Source organism: Ruegeria sp. AK11 (assembly GCF_056541095.1).
Genome location: NZ_JBQFXU010000001.1, coordinates 1446507 through 1462962, shown reverse-complemented (window position 1 = coordinate 1462962; position 16456 = coordinate 1446507). Strand labels below are relative to the sequence as shown.

Sequence of the window (16456 nt, the reverse complement as noted above, 5' to 3'; positions counted from 1 at the left end):
TTGTGTTAATTCGCGCTGTGGTCCGGAACATCCTCGACCTGCTCGACAGCGTGGGTGGCCCAAAGCTCATCCTCGCCAGCATCGGGCAGGTCGCTGGGCAGTTCATGACGGTGAATATGCCATTTTGCAATGAACAGGGCCGTGATCGGAGCCGTCAGGAATAAAAACAGCGTGATCAGAAGCTCGTGCAGCGACAGTTTGCCTTCCAGCAGAACGGAATGGGTGATCGAAGCCAGCAACACCCCACCCACGCCTAAAGTTGTCGCCTTGGTCGGTGCGTGAAGGCGGGACATAGGGTCATTCAGCTTGATCATGCCGAAGGACCCGACAAACCCGAAAACACCCGAGATTATAAGGAAAACGGCGATCAGCAGCTCTGCAATGAATGTCATATCACCCTCATTCGATGATGTTGCCGCGCAGCATGAAGCGCGCATATGCCACGGTCGAGACGAAACCCAGCATCGCGATGATCATGGCCGCTTCAAAGAAAATCTCGGTCCCTTTCGACAGGCCATAAAGGATCATCAGGGCAATCGTATTGATGACCATTGTATCCAGAGCCAGAACCCGGGTCCCAACGCCATCCGCGGTGATGATCCGCCACAGACACATCATGATCGCCGCGCCGAAACAGGCAAATGCAAAGTAGATTGCGTATTCGATCATTCGAAAATCTCCTTCAGGCGACGTTCATAGCGCTGCTTGATTTCGTCGCGCACCTGATCTGGGTTCGGCGCGTCCAGGCAATGAACCAGCAGATTGTGCCCCTGTGCTGACAGGTCGCAACTGACGGTGCCGGGCGTCATCGTGATGGTCCCGGCCAGCACGGTTATGGCTTCGGGTGTCCGAAGCTCCAGCGGAATGCTAACCCAGTTGGGCCGCCGGTCTTTATTGCGTTTGAACAGAACGATCCGGGCCACCGTAATATTTGCAACGACAATATCCCATAGCACGACGATCATGTATTCGGCGACCATGGGCCAGTTGCGCAGCTTGGGCCGGTCGGGCCAGTAAGGTTGTGTGACAAAGGGAATGATGATCCCGAGGATCAGGCCAAAGACCAGAGAATTCAGTGACGGCTTGTTCGCCAGCAGGATCCAGACGATCGTTAATAGAATGGTCAGGTGTGGGTGCGGAAATATCCGGTGCAGTAGTTTCATCACTCGGCCCCTCCCAATACAGCAGAGATGTAGTTTGCAGGCGTAAACAGCTGGTCTGCGGTTTGGCTTGTATATTCCAGCGCTGGGCCCGCGAACAATGTCAGCAGGATCAGGCCGGCTACGGCGCCAAACACGGCAGTAAAGGCCAGACCGGGTTTTGGTTCAGGTGCGACCGGTGCGGGGGCAGCTTCATTTTCCGCTGGTTCAGCTATCGGAACAGCCTGAGTGTCGTAGCTTTTCCAGAAAATCAAAGTTCCGGCTCGGGCCAAGCCAATTATTGTGACGAATGAGCTGATCAGAATCACGGCCCAGACCGCCGTGGCATCCGAAGCATCGCGCGAGGCGTCCAGCACAAGCAGCTTGCCTATAAAGCCGGACAAGGGCGGCATTCCCGCCATCGCAATCGCCCCCACGAAGAACAGTGCAGACACCAGCCCGCTTTGCGGCATGGGTGGCGTTGGTGCGATGGCCCCGCCGCGCCGCGCCATCACCAGATCGGCAACCAGGAACAGCAGGGCTGTCGCCAGCGTCGAATGGAACACATAGTACAGCGCCGCGGCTGTCGCATCAGGCGTAAATTGCGAGATCGCGATCAACAGGGTGCCCATGGATGCAATCGCGCAGAACGCCACCATGCGGGCGATATGTTTTGACCCCAGAATGCCGATAGCCCCGACAGCCAAAGTGACAAGTGCAGCAGGTTGCAACCACTCACCCACCAGACCTTCTGTCGCTGCGACATCGGGGCCAAAGGCCAATGTGAACATCCGCAGAATCGAGTAAGCCCCGACCTTGGTCATGATTGCAAACAGGGCCGCGACGGGCATTGGCGCATTGGCATAGCTGGCAGGTAGCCAGAAATGCAGGGGCAGAACGGCGGCCTTGATGCAAAAGACCAGCAACAAAAGGACTGCGCCAACCCGCAACAATGCCGTATCCTCGGTCGGGATTTCGGCAACCCTTATGGCGATATCCGCCATGTTCAGTGTCCCGGTCACGCCATAGATCGTGCCCAACGCAAACAGGAACAAAGTCGATCCCAACAGGTTGTAAGCCACATATTGCACACCCGCCTTCAATCGCACCGCACCGCCACCATGGGTCATCAGGCCATAAGAGGCGATCAGCAGAACTTCGAAAAACACGAAAAGGTTAAAGGCATCTCCGGTCAGGAATGCGCCGCAGACACCCATAAGCTGAAAATGGAACAGGGCGTGGAAGTGTTTGCCCCGATCATCCCAGCCTGTTGCAATGGCATAAAGCACAATCGGCAAGGCAAGCAGAGCTGTCAGCAAAACCATCATAGCTGACATTCGATCCAGCACCATGACAATGCCAAACGGGGCGGGCCAGTTTCCAAGCTCGTAAACCTGAATATCTCCGCCCGAAGCCTGCGCTGTGATTGTCAGCGCAATCCCAAGCAAGGCCACAACACCGGCGACCGAAAAGATGCGCTGCAGATCCAGATGGTATCGCAGGACCATGATGCTAAACGGAGCCAGGATCGCGGGCAGGACGATCGGCGCAACGATCCAGTGGTTCATGCGTCTTCTCCTGCTGCGTCCACGCTGTCCTGCGCTGTCATGTCGATATGGTCATCCTTGGAGGACAGGTACGCGCTGAGCGAGATCATCACGATCACCGCGGTCATTCCAAAGGAAATCACAATTGCGGTCAGCACCAGCGCCTGTGGCAGAGGATCGGTGTAAGCGACGTCCTTGTATTTGTTCAGAACCGGGGGGGCGTTCAGCGCAAGACGCCCGGTCGCGAACAGGAACACGTTGACCGCGTAAGTGATCAGCGACAGGCCCAGAATGACCGGAAACGTCCGGCGGCGCAGGATCAGGAATATTCCGGCAGCGGTCAATATACCGACGGCAGAGGCTACGAGCGCTTCCATCAGGCCTGCTCCTTCTCTTGTTCTTGTTCCGGTGGAGAGTCCCGCAGGGGATTGATATCCATCGGGAATTCCTGTGCCATTCCGGGCTGCCACGCAAAGCGGGACAGGCTGTCGAGTGCCAGCATGACCGCACCCAGAACCGCAAGGAACACGCCCGTGTCAAACAGCATGGCGGTGGCCCATTCGAATTCCTCAAGCGGGGGCCAGTGGAGATAGCCAAAATCACTGGTCAGGAAGGGGCGTTCATTGAACCAGGCCCCCAGCCCCGTGGCAGCGGCGATCAGCACGCCCCAGCCAATGGTGCCGTGGTAATAAAACCGCTGCCGCTCAATCGCCCAAGTATAGCCGCTGGCCATGTATTGCATCAGATAGGCGATGGCGACGATCAGCCCAGCGATAAATCCGCCGCCGGGCTGGTTGTGCCCACGGAAGAAAATATAGGCTCCGACCATCAGCGCAATCGGCATCATCACGCGGGTCGCCACAACCATCATCAGCGGGTGTGAATCACCAGACTGCGGCCAGTGCGGTTTGCGATTCAGCAGGTAACTGCGGACATTGGTGCTTAGCACGGATTCCGTCAGCGCAAAGATAATCAGCGCGGCAATGCCCAGCACGATGATCTCTCCAAACGTATCAAAACCCCGGAAGTCGACCAGGATCACGTTGACCACATTGGTGCCGCCACCGCCCTTATAGGAATTGGCCAGATGGAACTCTGAAATCGTTGGAAATGCAAAATCGCGCATCATCATCGCGTAGACCAGCGCGCCGGTGCCAAGACCGGCAACGACGGAAATCGCGGCATCCCGCCATCGCCGCGCTGCGCTGCTGTCCCATGGCGTCTCGGTCGGCAGGAAGTTCAGCGACAGCAGCAACAAGATCATCGTTACCACCTCGACCGAGATTTGCGTCAGGGCAAGGTCCGGAGCGGAAAGATAGTTGAACGCGATGGAAACGATCAGGCCCACGACGCCGATCAACACCAGCGACAACAGGCGGTTCCGGTGGAACCACATGATACCAAGCGTTGCGCCCACCAGACAAATCCAGCCGATCATCGGAATGATCTGCGCTGGCAGCGGAACGCGGGTTTCCAAGCCGATGGTTCCTGTCGAATAGGCGTAATAACCAAGGCCCACGGTGAAAGCGACGAAGATGATCGCATAGCGGCTGAGAACACCGTTATGCATTTCATCGGTGATCCAGCGGCTTAATCTGGTCAGCGCGTCGATGATAGCCTCAAAGATTACCTTGGCCTCGGGCCGGGGCAGGGCATTCCAGACCTGCTCGCCGCGTTTGTGCAGCGCCAGCAGGAAAAGGCCGCCCAATGTCGCAACAACCGACATGTAAAGTGCGGGCGTGAAGCCATGCCACAGTTTGAGCGAGTAATACGGCAGCTTCTCGCCGCCTATCACCGCGCTGGAAACCACGGCGATCAGGGGGCCAACGATCGCGGCGGAATTCAGACCGATCAGGACGACCAGTACAACCAGCAGTGCGGGCGCCAGCCACAGCCCGACAGGCGGGTCATGCGGATGGCTGGGATAGTCTTCTCGCTTGGGTCCAAGGAAAACATGGCTGACGAAGCGGAAAGAATAAGCGGCCGAGAACAGCGCTGCCAAAAGTGCCAGCCCCGGAACCAGATAATGTGAATGCAACCAAGTGGTGTGAACGGTCTCTTCCAGCATCATCTCTTTCGACAAAAAGCCGTTCAGCGGCGGCAGACCCGCCATGGACAGGGCCGCGATGGTGCCGATGGTGAAGGTGATCGGCATCAGGTGACGCAGACCCCCCAGCCGTTTCAGGTTCCGCGTGCCGGTTTCGTGATCCACGATCCCGGCGGTCATGAACAGGGCGGCCTTGAAGGTCGCATGGTTGATTATGTGGAAAATGGCGGCCACGGCGGCAATTTTAGTGCCAAAGCCCAATAGCATGGTGATCAGGCCCAGATGGGATACAGTCGAAAAGGCCAGCAACGCCTTTAGATCATCCTTGAACAGCGCGATGACCGCACCCAGCAGCATGGTGATCAGACCAGTCGTGGCCACGATGTAGAACCACGCATCTGTTCCTGCCAGAACAGGCCACATCCGCGCCATCAGGAACAGACCGGCTTTCACCATGGTGGCCGAGTGCAGATAGGCAGACACCGGCGTCGGCGCGGCCATTGCGTGGGGCAGCCAGAAGTGAAACGGGAACTGTGCCGACTTGGTGAAGGCGCCCAGCAGGATCAGGATCAACGCTGGCAGGTAGTAGGGGGACGCCTGGATCAGCTCCTTGTTCTGCAAAATGACACTCAGGTCATAGGATCCAACGATATTGCCGAGGATCAGCATCCCGGCGATCATCGCCAACCCGCCCGAGCCGGTGACGGCCAAAGCCATGCGCGCGCCCTGACGGCCATCGGGCAGGTGTTTCCAATAGCCGATCAGCAGGAATGAGCTGAGCGATGTAAGTTCCCAGAAAACAATCAAAAGTAGGATATTGTCGGACAGGACAATACCAACCATCGCCCCCTGAAACAGCAGCAGATAGGTATAGAACTGCCCCATCGGATCTTCGCGCGACAGGTAGAACCGTGCGTAGAGGATGATGAGCAATCCAATGCCAAGGATCAGCAAGGCGAAAAGAAATCCCAGCCCGTCCAGCATGAAATTCGCGTTCAGGCCCAACCTCGGTATCCAGTCAAACCGGGCAGTCACGACGTCTCCGCGCATGACCGAAGGGATGTGGATCAGCAGCCCCATCAGGGCCAGAAATGTGGTCAACCCGGCTGCGGATGCGGCGGCATTTCGGCCCGCGCGGATCAGCAGTGCGGGAAATACAGCACCAAGGAAGGGAAGGGCCGCAATAAGGAATAGGGACAAGTGCGATACTCCGGTCTGGGCGGTCAGGGTGAGGTCAATTTTGTAAGGATATTTTGCCGACTGTCCAGAGATGGCAACTTTTTTGCCGGGCTCCAACGGATCACCAAGGCATTGGCGGCGCTGCGCATTAATGACGCGATCTTGATCTGCGAGCTGTGTTTCACCGCGCAACTTGCTGTGTGGTTGTGCTAGAACCAGCATCAGCGAACAGGAGGCTGAGGCGTGGCCGAAAAAACGAACCGATCCCGACGGTGGCTATTGATTGGTGGCGGTGCCGCGATTGCTGCCGGGTTTGCGATCAGGCAATACAGACTGATCCCTGAAGATCACAGCGGTGGCCGGATCAGTGTGGCCGACGCCCATGAGCAGGCCGCGGACGGGCGCGTTCTGCTGGTTGATATCCGCACACCGCGCGAGTGGCGCGCCTCGGGAATAGGCGAGGGCGCGGTACCGCTGGACATGCGCCGCGAGGATTTCGTCGACGTTCTGACACAAATGACCGGCGGTGATCAGGCTGCGCCCGTGGCGCTGATCTGCGCCCGAGGGGTGCGGTCCGCGCGCCTCAGCAATCGTTTGATTGAAGCCGGATTCACAAATATCATCGACGTACCCGAGGGTATGTTGGGCTCGGCGGCCGGGCCGGGATGGGTAAGGACCGGTTTACCGGTCCGTAAATACAGTGAGGATGCAGGATGATCAGGGAAATCAGCCTGGCAGCAGTATTTGCCTTCACCGCGCAGTTGGCCTTGGCGGATTGTGCTGATCAGGGGGAAATTTGCGAAACATCCTTGGGCGCGTATCACATCGAATTGCCCGGTGCGGAAAACCCGCCGTTGTTGGTGTTTCTGCACGGGTATGGCGGCAGTGGATCTGGCACGATGCGAAATCGCGGGATGGTCGAACCTCTGCTGGCGCGGGGGTATGCTGTGATGGCACCGGAAGGTTCGGAAAGGCCCAACCGGGGCGGCAGAAAAAGCTGGAACTTTATTCCAGGATTTGGCAAACGGGATGAAACCGCCTTTCTGTCCGAAGTGGTTCAGGACGCGGAAAACCGGTTCGGAATCAATGCGGACCGGGTCATGCTGGGCGGGTTTTCGGCTGGTGGCTTTATGGTCAACTATCTCGCCTGCAAGGCGCCCGAGACATTTTCGGCATATGTTCCGGTGTCCGGAGGATTCTGGAGGCCACACCCGGAAACCTGCAAGGGTCCGATCCGGATGTTTCATACCCATGGCTGGACGGACAACGTGGTACCGCTTGAGGGGCGCGTACTGGGCGGTGGCCGGTTTCGGCAGGGCGATATCTATGCCGGGTTCGAAATCTGGCGCGAGGCAAATGGCTGCGTCGATCACAAACCGGCCGGCTTTAGCACAACGGGGAATTTTATGCGCCGCCGCTGGACCACCTGTGCCAAAGGCAGCGCGCTGGAGTTTGCCTTGTTCCCGGGCGGTCATACAGTTCCAGCCGGTTGGGCTGATATGGTCGTGGATTGGTACGAAGGGCTTCCCGGCAGCTGATCACTCTGCCGGGGTCATGTTGATCTTGCCTTCAACCAGTTGCTTCAGCTCGGCTCGGTAACGGCGGGCCGACCGGGTGATGGCAGGTTCGCGGAAATCCTCGCGCATTCCGACCATCCGGCGTGCGGCACCGGCCGAAACACCGCTGAGTGCCGATAGCGGAATGGCAAGGGCGAGACTGATGGCAATCGGAGCCAGCCAGATCGAGACCAGCCCGGACAGGATACCAACACTCAAGGCTATGCCACTGACGGTTTCCAATGCGTGACACAGAAGCAGCGTGCGCAATCCGTAACTGCCACCGTCGCGTGCTTGCGGCGACCAGCCCCGCTGAATGCCAAGTGCTGTCCGGAAAACGGCGATCATCTGTTGCACCATTAGGATCGGCGCATACAGGATCGACAGAATGACCTCGGCCAGAAACGAGGTCAGGAACTTGAGGCCGCCTCCGAATTCGGAGTAGCGCACACCGCTTAGCGGCAAAGCCAGAACTCCCAGCACCTTGGGTGCCAGCAGCATTGCATACATCACAAGAATGATCAGAACGTGCCGGGTTTCCGACATTTCCGGCCATTGCGGGAACAGCGGATTATCGGGGCTGAAGTAATGCAGGACAGAGGCGTCTTTGCCCTGACCAATCAGTGCCCACATCAACAGCAGCGCAAACCACAACGGTGACATCAGGTATCCTACGGCACCGTGGAACATATGAAAACGCGAGACGGCCCGGAATCCAGTCGAGCCCAGCAGTTTCAGGTGTTGCAGGTTGCCCTGGCACCAACGCCGATCCCGCATCGCATGATCGATCAGTGTGGGGGGCGTTTCCTCGTAAGATCCCCGAATGCGCGGCAGGAACCGCACCGCCCATCCGGCACGGCGCAGCAATCCAGCCTCGACGAAATCGTGGCTCATGATCAGCTTGTCCTGACCGTTGAACGCACGCAGCTTGGGCAGTCCGGCACTGGTGGCGAAAGCCTTGGTGCGGATTATGGCGTTGTGGCCCCAATAATTGCCTTCTTGCCCGCACCAGCGCGCCAACCCTTCGGCAAAGGCGATGCCATAGACTCCATTGGCGAATTGTTGCATACGGGCAAAAACCGATTGCGCGCCGATCAGTTGCGGATAGCTCTGAATCAGCCCGGCACCGGGATCACGCGCCAGCGCATCGGTCAGCCGGTGTATGGCGCGGCCGGTCATCAGGCTGTCCGCATCCAGAACCAACATCGCGTCCCAGTCTGCGCCCCAGCGACTGACCCAGTCGGCGATGTTTCCCACCTTGCGGTCGGTGTTTTGCTCGCGACGGCGGTAATACAACTCCAGTTCTGGAGCGAGCGTGGTGCGCAGGGCTTCGACGCTGGCCTGTTCCTGTGCCGCGATTTCAGGATCGCGCGTGTCGGACAGGATGAACATGGCATAGTGATGCTGCCCACCGCGTGCCTGCAAATCTTCGAGCATGGTGCGGGCGTTGCCCAGCACGTTCCATGGCACTTCGTTGTATACCGGTGTCAAAAGGGCAACGCGCAGGGGCTGTGCTGTGCGTTTGCGCTGCGGACGATCCTGTCTCGACAGCGAAACCATACCCAGCAGAACGGTGCAGACCGTGAACGAAATCCAGAAGAAGTTGAACGAGATAAGCGCCAACAGGATGCCCTCGATCAGATTGATCCCCTGGGCGCTGAACCAGTCGCTCATGATCCAAAGCAGGCCCAATGTCGCTACCATCGCCGGTGAAAACGCAAGCGCGCGCCAAAATCCAGTCGCGCCCGTGTCTGTGCCCGACGGGGCATCAGCATCGTGGAACCCAACGCTGAAATTCTGCGTGGGCATCGCCAGAGGTGCCTCGGGCGGCATGATATGCAGACCGCGGTTCATATGGTCCATCGGTAAAGCCACACCTCAGAGGCAGGCTGTTTGTCTTTCAGCAGTTGCGCGCGCAACTCGACATGATCGCGCCCATCTGGCTGGAATGAAAACGCAAGACGCAACCCACCCGTATCCGGGTTGCGTTGCAGAACACCGTCCGAGGTTACAGCATGAGGGGAATCCACGAAGACACTGATCGCCTCGATATCATCGAACAAATCGCTGCCTTCGAAATCGATGACGGCCAAACGCCCCTCACCGAAGGTGTTTTCGCCCATGGCGGTGTTGGTCACCCGTGGCATCGGAGTGCGCTGAGGCTCCTCACCCCAGATCAGACGATAGGACAGGTCAACCCGACTGCCTGCCGCATAGGGCTCTGCCGGACGCCAATAGGCGACGATGTTGTCATAGATTTCCTGATCGGCCGGTATCTCGACCAGTGTAACGGTGCCTTTGCCCCAGTCATCCCGAGGCTCGACCCACAGGCCCGGGCGCTTGTGATAATTCGCCTCAAGGTCGGCATAGTCCGAAAACTCGCGCTTGCGCTGCATCAGCCCGAAGCCGCGCGGGTTCTCGTCAACGAAAGACGATATTTGCAGGCGGGCCGGGTTTGCCAGCGGACGCCACAACACCTCGCCCGCGCCATTGCGGATCAACAGCCCGTCGCTGTCATGGACGGCCGGACGGAAATCGTCGAACCGGCTGTGGTTGGTCTGGTCGAACAGAAACATCGAGGTGCCCGGCGCGATACCTACATGAGGTAGGTCTTCGCGGGGAAACAGCGTGGCCTTGACGTCGATAATGCAATCCGCCCCCGCCGTGACATTGAAGCGATAGGCCCCAGTCACGCTGGGACTGTCCATCAGCGCATGTACGACCATATTCCGTTGGCCGGGCTTGGGGCGCTCCAGCCAGAAACGGATGAACTCAGGAAATTCCTCGCCATCCGGGTCGCCTGTTTTCAGGGCGAGACCGCGTGCCGACAGACCGTAGACCTCGTCCAGACCAATAGCGCGGAAATAGCTGGCACCCTGCCAGACGCAGAACTCATCCGTCTTGCCGGGTCGGTGCATCTCGGTCCGCAGCCGCAGGCCTGAAAAGCCCAGAGTCTCGTCGACGGGCAATTGCGGCACATCTTCGGATTTGTCGAACATCCCCAGATCGAAATCGACTGGTGTTGTCATGCCATTTTCGACCGTTTCCACCTTGACGGTCCGGGGAAAATACAGGCCCGGTGTGAAGAAATCGACGTTGAATGGCGTTTCGGTTTCGTACCACAACGCCCGGTCCAGTCGAAAACGGATCGAGCGATATTGTTCGTAAGTCAGATCCTGCCATTCTTGTGGAACCATTTCGCGTTCCGCATAGGGGCGGCTGGCCAGTTCGCGGGCCAGTTCGATCACGTGGTCGCGGTCAAAGGGGACTGCGCCCCCGGTCGCATAGGCCGATGGGGCAAAGGCCAAGGCAGTCGTCGAGACTAGGAATGCGCGACGGGTGAAATTCATCTCTTCAATTTCCAGGGTTGAGACTTGAACCAAGCTGCCAGATAGGCCACGCCGATGATCATGGCAAAGCCAATTATGTTGGCGACAAAGACGGTGGCAACATCCCGCCCAGCTTGATCGAGGGCAACGCCGATAAGTCGTGCTGCTGCCATGGAAAATACAAACACCGCAAGGGATTGCTGACCGACTTTGGTGATGACCGTCAGCAGGAATTGCCAGACGCGCGCACCCATGCTGTGGCCCGTCGCAATCAGGCGGTGACCATGTTCGCCAGCCGCGACCCAGCCCAGATAGGCCAGTGACAGAAAATGGACATATCGCAGCGCGCCAAACTCGGTCTTGTCGCGCAATTCGTCGGTCAGTGGCCAGATCTTTCGGATCGCAGCGCCCAACTCAGGCGCAGCGCTGTTAACCCAGAGGAAGACCTTCCAAGACCCAAACGGAGCTGACAGGATCAGGAACAAGGCAGCCGCCCAGACCAGAGATTTCGATACTGGTGGAGCGGGAATCCATCCGCGCATCAAGGCAAATCCGGTGAAGAACAGCAATTGCCAGCCAAACGGGTTGAAAAACCATTGCCGATCCGACCACGGCTCGGCCGGAAGGGCCAGCGCGCCGGTCTGAGTGATGCACCAGATGGTCACAGATGCAGCCGCCATCAGCCAGAAACTGACACGGTACAGCGCGATGTAGAGCGGCATCAGCGCCAGTACCACCAGATACATCGGAAGGATGTCAAAGTAGTTCGGTACATAAGTCAGGGTAAAGATCCCCACCATCTGCGGGGCGGGATCATTGAAGAAATGCTGAAGGTTCAGGGACGAGACATAGGTTTTCCCGAACGCGCCGGTTAGGTCCAGCGCTGCCATTGTCATGGCGACAAAGAAGAACAGGGCAATATGGGCCCAATAAACCTGCCAGATGCGATAGGCCACTCGGGCCGTGCCCATCCACCAGCCCTTGTACAGGAACGCCCCGCCAAAGGCGATGGCCGAGGCCATGCCCGAACAGAACACGAAAATCTCGGTTGCGTCCGAATACCCAAAGCGCGCCGGGATCCAATTCGCCCAAGGATCATTGGGAATGTGGGCGATCAGGATGATGAACATCGCGATGCCGCGATAGAAATCCAGTCGCGGGTCACGCGTGCGGGCGGGGGCCGCAGCCGGGGCTGCGACGGGTGCAAAATCAGCAGCGGGCGATATGGTCGCCATACGGTCTCTGTCCTTCTTGGTCGTCTTGTTATTCGGCGGGGACGCTTTGCATGTCTCCGCCGTCGCGTGCCGCATCAATCAGGGCGCGGCGCGCGATGGCATAATTGTCTTCACCCCCGGCGCGCTTGGCGCGACGGTCATCCAGAATGCGTTCAACCGCATCAAGACGACCGGCCCGAAGCCCGGAATCGATGGTAATGCGTTCAAATACATCACGTTGCGCGTGACTGCCACCAGCCAGTTGCATTGAACCGCGCGCTGCCAACAGGTGATCAAATGCCGTGCCATAATGGCCGTCACCAAAGGCTTCAAGGCCCATGGCGGCCGCGACACCGGGATCAGCCATACGGCGGGTGGTGTCGTCATTGGCACGCGCTGCATCCTTGCTCATGCGGTTCAGCATTTTGGCTGTGGCGTCGACGCGATTGTCGCCTGTCAGTGCCAAAAGGTAATGCAGATCGGCGAAGATCAGGCAGCCGTCTTCGGTGCGCGCGGCACTCAGGTCAGCCAGTTCTTCCCAGCGATTTCCAACATTTACGCCTTCTAATTCAAGCCGCATCAGCAGCGAAGTGCCGTTCGAGATGTCGCGGTAATCGTCGGTTTTGTCCTTGCGGACGTGGTTGTCATACAGGTCCATCACCTGATCGACCTGACCCAGATCCAGATGCATCAGGGCCTTGTGCCACCAGACGTGATAGCGGAAGTTGTTGCAATGGGCCCAGGCAGCCTCGCGCCCGGCCAGCCAGTCAAGGCCCAACTGCGCGTTGCCGGTCATTTCATGGACATGGGCCACCGCGTGCAGACCCCAGGCATCGTCGGACACCATCCAAAGCGCCTGACGTCCCGCGATTTCGGCCTTTTCATAGGCTCCGGTTTCTTCCAGCGCGAAGGAATGGCAGCCCAGCAGATAGCCCCGACCGGGGTGATCGGGTTCGTAAGCAGGCATCACCCGTTCGATCGAGCGGCGCATTCCATTCGGATCCCCCAGAACGAAACGGGTCGCATGGCTGAGTTTCATCGCCAACGTATCCTGCGGATGGTCGCGCAGGACCGCTTCGAACTTTTGCACCGCCTGTGTCAGTTGGCCCGCCAGATACAGCCCCAATGCATCGACAAACAGCCGCTCGCGCGTCGAGACGGGCTGCCGTTTCATCGCAGCATTGGCTGCTGCCAAAGCCTCGACCGCAACCGCCATCATCTCTCGTCGACCGAGAAGGGCCATGAACAGGCCTTTAACGGCATGGCCCAAAGCAAAATCGGGCTCAAGCTCCAACACTTTGCCCAGATGTTGGGGCGTAACCGCGGCATGTGCCATGAACCCAAGCAGAACACCATTCCAGGCTTCGACAGCTTCCGGCTGCGCCAAGGTGTTCATCTGTCCAAAAACGTCTTGTTTCATACTTGGGTCCAATCTGATTGCGGTATTTGACACTGTTTGATGTAACAGAGTGTGCGAGAGCGGCGTATCAGTATCGACCCCGCTCTCGAATTGGTGAAATGTCGTGTGTGAAAAAGTCGAAAAAATCCGCCGATTCAAAGGCATGTTTCAGCAACTTGCCGCCTAGTTGTGCAAGTGTTTCAATCGTCGAACGGGTTTTCAGCGTTTAATACCCAGTCAGTGTCCGCCCCGCAGGTGGGTGGCGCGCTGCGATATGTTACAGGCGTACGTGACAGGTTCAGGGGATTCCCGATCAGGTTCACCACACCGGGCTGGGCCTGCATCGAAATCTGCATTTTTCGTGCTGCCACCTGTTCCGTATCAAAAACCTGATCCAGCGTCTGTACCGGACCTACGGGCACTTTCACGTCTTCAAGGCCGGAAATCACGGATCGCGTATCCAGACCTTGAACAGCGGGCCGAAGAATGGCGTTCAGCGCATCACGGTGTTCCAGTCGCGCCGGGTTGGTCGCGAATCTGGGGTCGTCGGCAAGTTCAGGTTGTCCCAGGAAACCGCAGAGCTTTCTGAACTGGCCATCATTTCCAACCGCCAGAATGACATGCCCATCGGATGTCTCGTAAACGTCATAAGGCACGATGTTGGGATGCCCGTTTCCACGGCGTTGCGGAACGTCGCCTGAAGTCAGGTAATTGACGCCCTCGTTGATCAGCCATGCGATCTGAGAATCAACAAGTGCCAGATCGACCTGCTGGCCTTCACCGGTCAGGTCGCGGTGGCGCAGCGCGGCCAAAATGCCAACGCTTGCATACATTCCGCACATCACATCAGCGATGCCGACCCCCACTTTCATCGGCGCGCCTTCCGGGTCGCCGGTCAGGGACATGATCCCACCATAACCTTGCGCCATCAGGTCATAGCCGGGTTTGCTGGCGTTCGGCCCTGTTTGGCCGTAACCCGAAATCGAGCAGTAAACGAGGCTGGGGAATTCCTGCGACAGGGCGGCATAGTCCAGCCCGTATTTCGCCAGACCGCCGGGTTTGAAATTCTCGATCAGAATATCCGCGTGTGAGGCCAGCCGTCGGATTTCCGCCCGACCTTTCTCAGTCGCGATATCCAGCGCCACGGATTTCTTGTTTCGGTTCGCTGACATGAAATAGGCGCTCAGGTCCGAGCGGTTGCCGTCGGCATCGGTGACATAGGGCGGACCCCATTGCCGTGTGTCGTCGCCCCCGGTGGCAGGGTTTTCGATCTTGATGACGCTTGCGCCCAGATCACCCAGCAACTGCGTGCAGGTCGGCCCGGCCAGAATACGGCTGAGGTCCAGAACCTTGACGCCCTTCAGCGGGCCCTCAGATGCGGCCATCGTATCCTCCACGGTCGATTTCAGCGGCGATGACGGTAAATGTCTCGGCCTTTACAGCAGCTTCAAGTGCTGCACGCAACTCTGCCCGGTTGCGGACAGTGTGGCCGTTCCCACCAAATGCACGGCCCATGGCCGCGAAGTCATGGTGACCGAAATCCACGCCATTCTTGCCCATTTGCCGCTGCCGCTGTTTCAACTCGATAAGGGCAAGGCTGGCATCAACGAAGACAAGAAAGATCGGATTGCCGCCCATTTCAGCCGCCGTCGACAATTCCCCGGCGACCATCAGAAACCCGGCATCACCCGAAAAGCTGATCACCGGGCGGTCAGGCTCGGCCAGTTTCAGACCAATGGCCATTGGGACAGCACAGCCCATGGTGCAGAGCGCCGAGGATTGGATCAGCCCACGTTCCTCGCTGCAGTCCCACATCTGGCTCAGCAGAATGCGATGCGCGCCGCTGTCGGCGGTTGCCAGCGTTTCGGGGCGCAGGGTAGCGCGCGTTTCGGCGATGACCGCTGCGGGCCCCCAGTCCTCATCAGTGGGAAAGGCCTGTGCCAGAGCAGATTTGACCTGCGCGGGCTCACCACCCGGCCACGTTGCGCGGGCAGGGTTTCCCTTGGCGATGGCCTCCAGCGTCTCGCCCGTGTCGGCCACCAGATTAAGACCCGCCTGATGCATGTAGTGGTCATTGATCACCGCGGATATATCGATGACGCGCTTTTCTTCGGGGTCCCAGATTTCGCGCCAGCCGGGGCGCATTTCGATCGGGTCATACCCCAGACACAGCACCAGATCGGCGTGTTCGACCAATGGGACAAGGTGCTTGTCTGCCAATGGCGACAGGCCAGCGCCGCCCAGACACAAAGGGTGATCTTCGGGAACAACACCCTTGGCCTTGTAGGTGGTCACAAATGGAATTCCGAAATGTTCCAAAAACGCCTGCACCACACTGCGCGAGTCGTCATAGAGGACATCGAGACCGATAATGGCGATGGGGCGCTCGGCCTCAGCCACCCAGCGCCGGGCTTTTTCAAGGCATTCACCATTGGGACTGACAGGCGCGACCTTGGCCAGACGGCGGCGTTTCACACCAGTCACTGGCGTATCGGCGACCGAGATCGGAACATCGATATGGACCGGGCCCGGTCGCGGCTGTGTGGCCAGTGACACCGCCTTGTCTGCGATGATATCCGCGCCCTTGGCCGTCAGTGTGAACGTGCCCTTGGTGATGGAACGGTAAACCTGGCTGTGATCCATGACCTGATGAGTATAGGTCAGCGCCTCGTCCGCATCGACGCAACCGGTCAGAACGATCATCGGAACACGGTCCTGCAACGCATTGGCCACCACATTGATGCCGTTCATCGCGCCCGGACCCAAAGTGGCGACCAGAATCGCAGGCGCGCCGTCGCGGTGATGCACGGCCTCGGCCATGAATCCGGCCGAGTTTTCATGTTTTGTCAGATGAAAGGTGATGCCCGCCTTTTCAAGCGCATCCACCAGTGTCAGGACCTCACCCCCCGGCATTCCAAAGGCGTGGCGGCACCCCGCTTCGTACAGGCGTTGGGCCAGAAGATCGGCGGCGCGCGGCGTGGGGTCCTGCATCAGTCATGCTCCGAGATAACCGTTTCGAAGCAGATTGCGGAGGACGCCACCAGAC

At 58.6% G+C, this 16456-nt stretch carries 14 protein-coding genes; 2 read left to right on the top strand and 12 right to left on the bottom strand.

Annotated elements, in window-relative coordinates; translation table 11 throughout:
- Positions 1-5: 5 nt before the first annotated feature.
- Genes ACR0D9_RS07355 through ACR0D9_RS07330 form a run of 6 tightly spaced genes read right to left on the bottom strand, consistent with a single transcriptional unit; the run spans position 6 to position 5933 of the window.
- Complete coding sequence (locus tag ACR0D9_RS07355) at positions 6-392, bottom strand: Na+/H+ antiporter subunit G (protein ID WP_209597047.1); 387 nt, start codon at positions 390-392, stop codon at positions 6-8.
- 7 nt (positions 393-399) lie between these two features.
- Positions 400-669 carry a K+/H+ antiporter subunit F gene (locus ACR0D9_RS07350; RefSeq protein WP_209503286.1) on the bottom strand — a complete coding sequence of 90 codons (270 nt, stop codon included), beginning with the start codon at positions 667-669 and terminating at the stop codon, positions 400-402.
- Positions 666-1163, bottom strand: a complete 498-nt coding sequence (locus tag ACR0D9_RS07345; RefSeq protein ID WP_480538192.1) for a Na+/H+ antiporter subunit E — start codon at positions 1161-1163, stop codon at positions 666-668. The genes ACR0D9_RS07350 and ACR0D9_RS07345 overlap by 4 nt, the downstream gene beginning before the upstream one ends.
- Positions 1163-2707, bottom strand: a complete 1545-nt coding sequence (locus ACR0D9_RS07340) for a monovalent cation/H+ antiporter subunit D (RefSeq protein WP_480485183.1) — start codon at positions 2705-2707, stop codon at positions 1163-1165. Before ACR0D9_RS07340 ends, ACR0D9_RS07345 begins: the two co-directional genes overlap by 1 nt.
- Positions 2704-3063, bottom strand: a complete 360-nt coding sequence (locus ACR0D9_RS07335) for a Na+/H+ antiporter subunit C (RefSeq protein WP_209503290.1) — start codon at positions 3061-3063, stop codon at positions 2704-2706. The genes ACR0D9_RS07340 and ACR0D9_RS07335 overlap by 4 nt, the downstream gene beginning before the upstream one ends.
- Positions 3063-5933: a monovalent cation/H+ antiporter subunit A gene (locus ACR0D9_RS07330; protein ID WP_480485184.1), complete on the bottom strand. Its 2871-nt coding sequence runs from the start codon at positions 5931-5933 to the stop codon at positions 3063-3065. The genes ACR0D9_RS07335 and ACR0D9_RS07330 overlap by 1 nt, the downstream gene beginning before the upstream one ends.
- A 222-nt stretch (positions 5934-6155) precedes the next feature.
- On the opposite strand from ACR0D9_RS07330, the gene ACR0D9_RS07325 reads away from it, so the two are divergent.
- On the top strand, positions 6156-6629 hold the full coding sequence (locus ACR0D9_RS07325) for a rhodanese-like domain-containing protein (protein ID WP_480485185.1): 474 nt from the start codon (positions 6156-6158) through the stop codon (positions 6627-6629).
- Positions 6626-7450, top strand: coding sequence for a CE1 family esterase (locus ACR0D9_RS07320; RefSeq protein ID WP_480538190.1), 825 nt, complete (start codon positions 6626-6628; stop codon positions 7448-7450). Before ACR0D9_RS07325 ends, ACR0D9_RS07320 begins: the two co-directional genes overlap by 4 nt.
- Here the strand turns inward: ACR0D9_RS07320 and mdoH are convergent, their stop codons facing one another.
- From mdoH to ACR0D9_RS07290, 6 genes are all read right to left on the bottom strand, one after another.
- Positions 7451-9322, bottom strand: coding sequence for a glucans biosynthesis glucosyltransferase MdoH (gene mdoH, locus ACR0D9_RS07315; RefSeq protein ID WP_480538253.1), 1872 nt, complete (start codon positions 9320-9322; stop codon positions 7451-7453). It abuts the gene before it with no gap.
- Complete coding sequence (locus tag ACR0D9_RS07310) at positions 9319-10818, bottom strand: OpgD/OpgG family glucan biosynthesis protein (protein WP_480538188.1); 1500 nt, start codon at positions 10816-10818, stop codon at positions 9319-9321. Before ACR0D9_RS07310 ends, mdoH begins: the two co-directional genes overlap by 4 nt.
- Complete coding sequence (locus ACR0D9_RS07305; protein WP_480484239.1) at positions 10815-12032, bottom strand: OpgC family protein; 1218 nt, start codon at positions 12030-12032, stop codon at positions 10815-10817. Before ACR0D9_RS07305 ends, ACR0D9_RS07310 begins: the two co-directional genes overlap by 4 nt.
- A 28-nt stretch (positions 12033-12060) precedes the next feature.
- Positions 12061-13431 (bottom strand): tetratricopeptide repeat protein, encoded by a 1371-nt coding sequence (locus tag ACR0D9_RS07300; protein WP_480484238.1) that lies wholly within the window; start codon positions 13429-13431, stop codon positions 12061-12063.
- A gap of 179 nt (positions 13432-13610) precedes the next feature.
- Positions 13611-14795, bottom strand: a complete 1185-nt coding sequence (locus ACR0D9_RS07295) for a CaiB/BaiF CoA transferase family protein (RefSeq protein ID WP_480538186.1) — start codon at positions 14793-14795, stop codon at positions 13611-13613.
- Entirely contained in the window at positions 14782-16401 is a 1620-nt protein-coding gene (locus tag ACR0D9_RS07290; RefSeq protein ID WP_480484236.1) for a thiamine pyrophosphate-binding protein, read from the bottom strand. The genes ACR0D9_RS07295 and ACR0D9_RS07290 overlap by 14 nt, the downstream gene beginning before the upstream one ends.
- Positions 16402-16456: the final 55 nt, after the last annotated feature.

Excerpts from the sequence above, each read along its gene's own strand:
- ACR0D9_RS07340 (WP_480485183.1), bottom strand. The coding sequence starts at position 2,707 with ATGAACCACTGGATCGTTGCGCCGATCGTCCTGCCCGCGATCCTGGCT.
- ACR0D9_RS07295 (WP_480538186.1), bottom strand. The coding sequence starts at position 14,795 with ATGGCCGCATCTGAGGGCCCGCTGAAGGGCGTCAAGGTTCTGGACCTC.
- ACR0D9_RS07290 (WP_480484236.1), bottom strand. The coding sequence starts at position 16,401 with ATGCAGGACCCCACGCCGCGCGCCGCCGATCTTCTGGCCCAACGCCTG.
- mdoH (WP_480538253.1), bottom strand. The coding sequence starts at position 9,322 with ATGAACCGCGGTCTGCATATCATGCCGCCCGAGGCACCTCTGGCGATG.
- ACR0D9_RS07355 (WP_209597047.1), bottom strand. The coding sequence starts at position 392 with ATGACATTCATTGCAGAGCTGCTGATCGCCGTTTTCCTTATAATCTCG.
- ACR0D9_RS07335 (WP_209503290.1), bottom strand. The coding sequence starts at position 3,063 with ATGGAAGCGCTCGTAGCCTCTGCCGTCGGTATATTGACCGCTGCCGGA.
- ACR0D9_RS07305 (WP_480484239.1), bottom strand. The coding sequence starts at position 12,032 with ATGGCGACCATATCGCCCGCTGCTGATTTTGCACCCGTCGCAGCCCCG.
- ACR0D9_RS07350 (WP_209503286.1), bottom strand. The coding sequence starts at position 669 with ATGATCGAATACGCAATCTACTTTGCATTTGCCTGTTTCGGCGCGGCG.
- ACR0D9_RS07300 (WP_480484238.1), bottom strand. The coding sequence starts at position 13,431 with ATGAAACAAGACGTTTTTGGACAGATGAACACCTTGGCGCAGCCGGAA.
- ACR0D9_RS07310 (WP_480538188.1), bottom strand. The coding sequence starts at position 10,818 with ATGAATTTCACCCGTCGCGCATTCCTAGTCTCGACGACTGCCTTGGCC.
- ACR0D9_RS07345 (WP_480538192.1), bottom strand. The coding sequence starts at position 1,163 with ATGAAACTACTGCACCGGATATTTCCGCACCCACACCTGACCATTCTA.
- ACR0D9_RS07320 (WP_480538190.1), top strand. The coding sequence starts at position 6,626 with ATGATCAGGGAAATCAGCCTGGCAGCAGTATTTGCCTTCACCGCGCAG.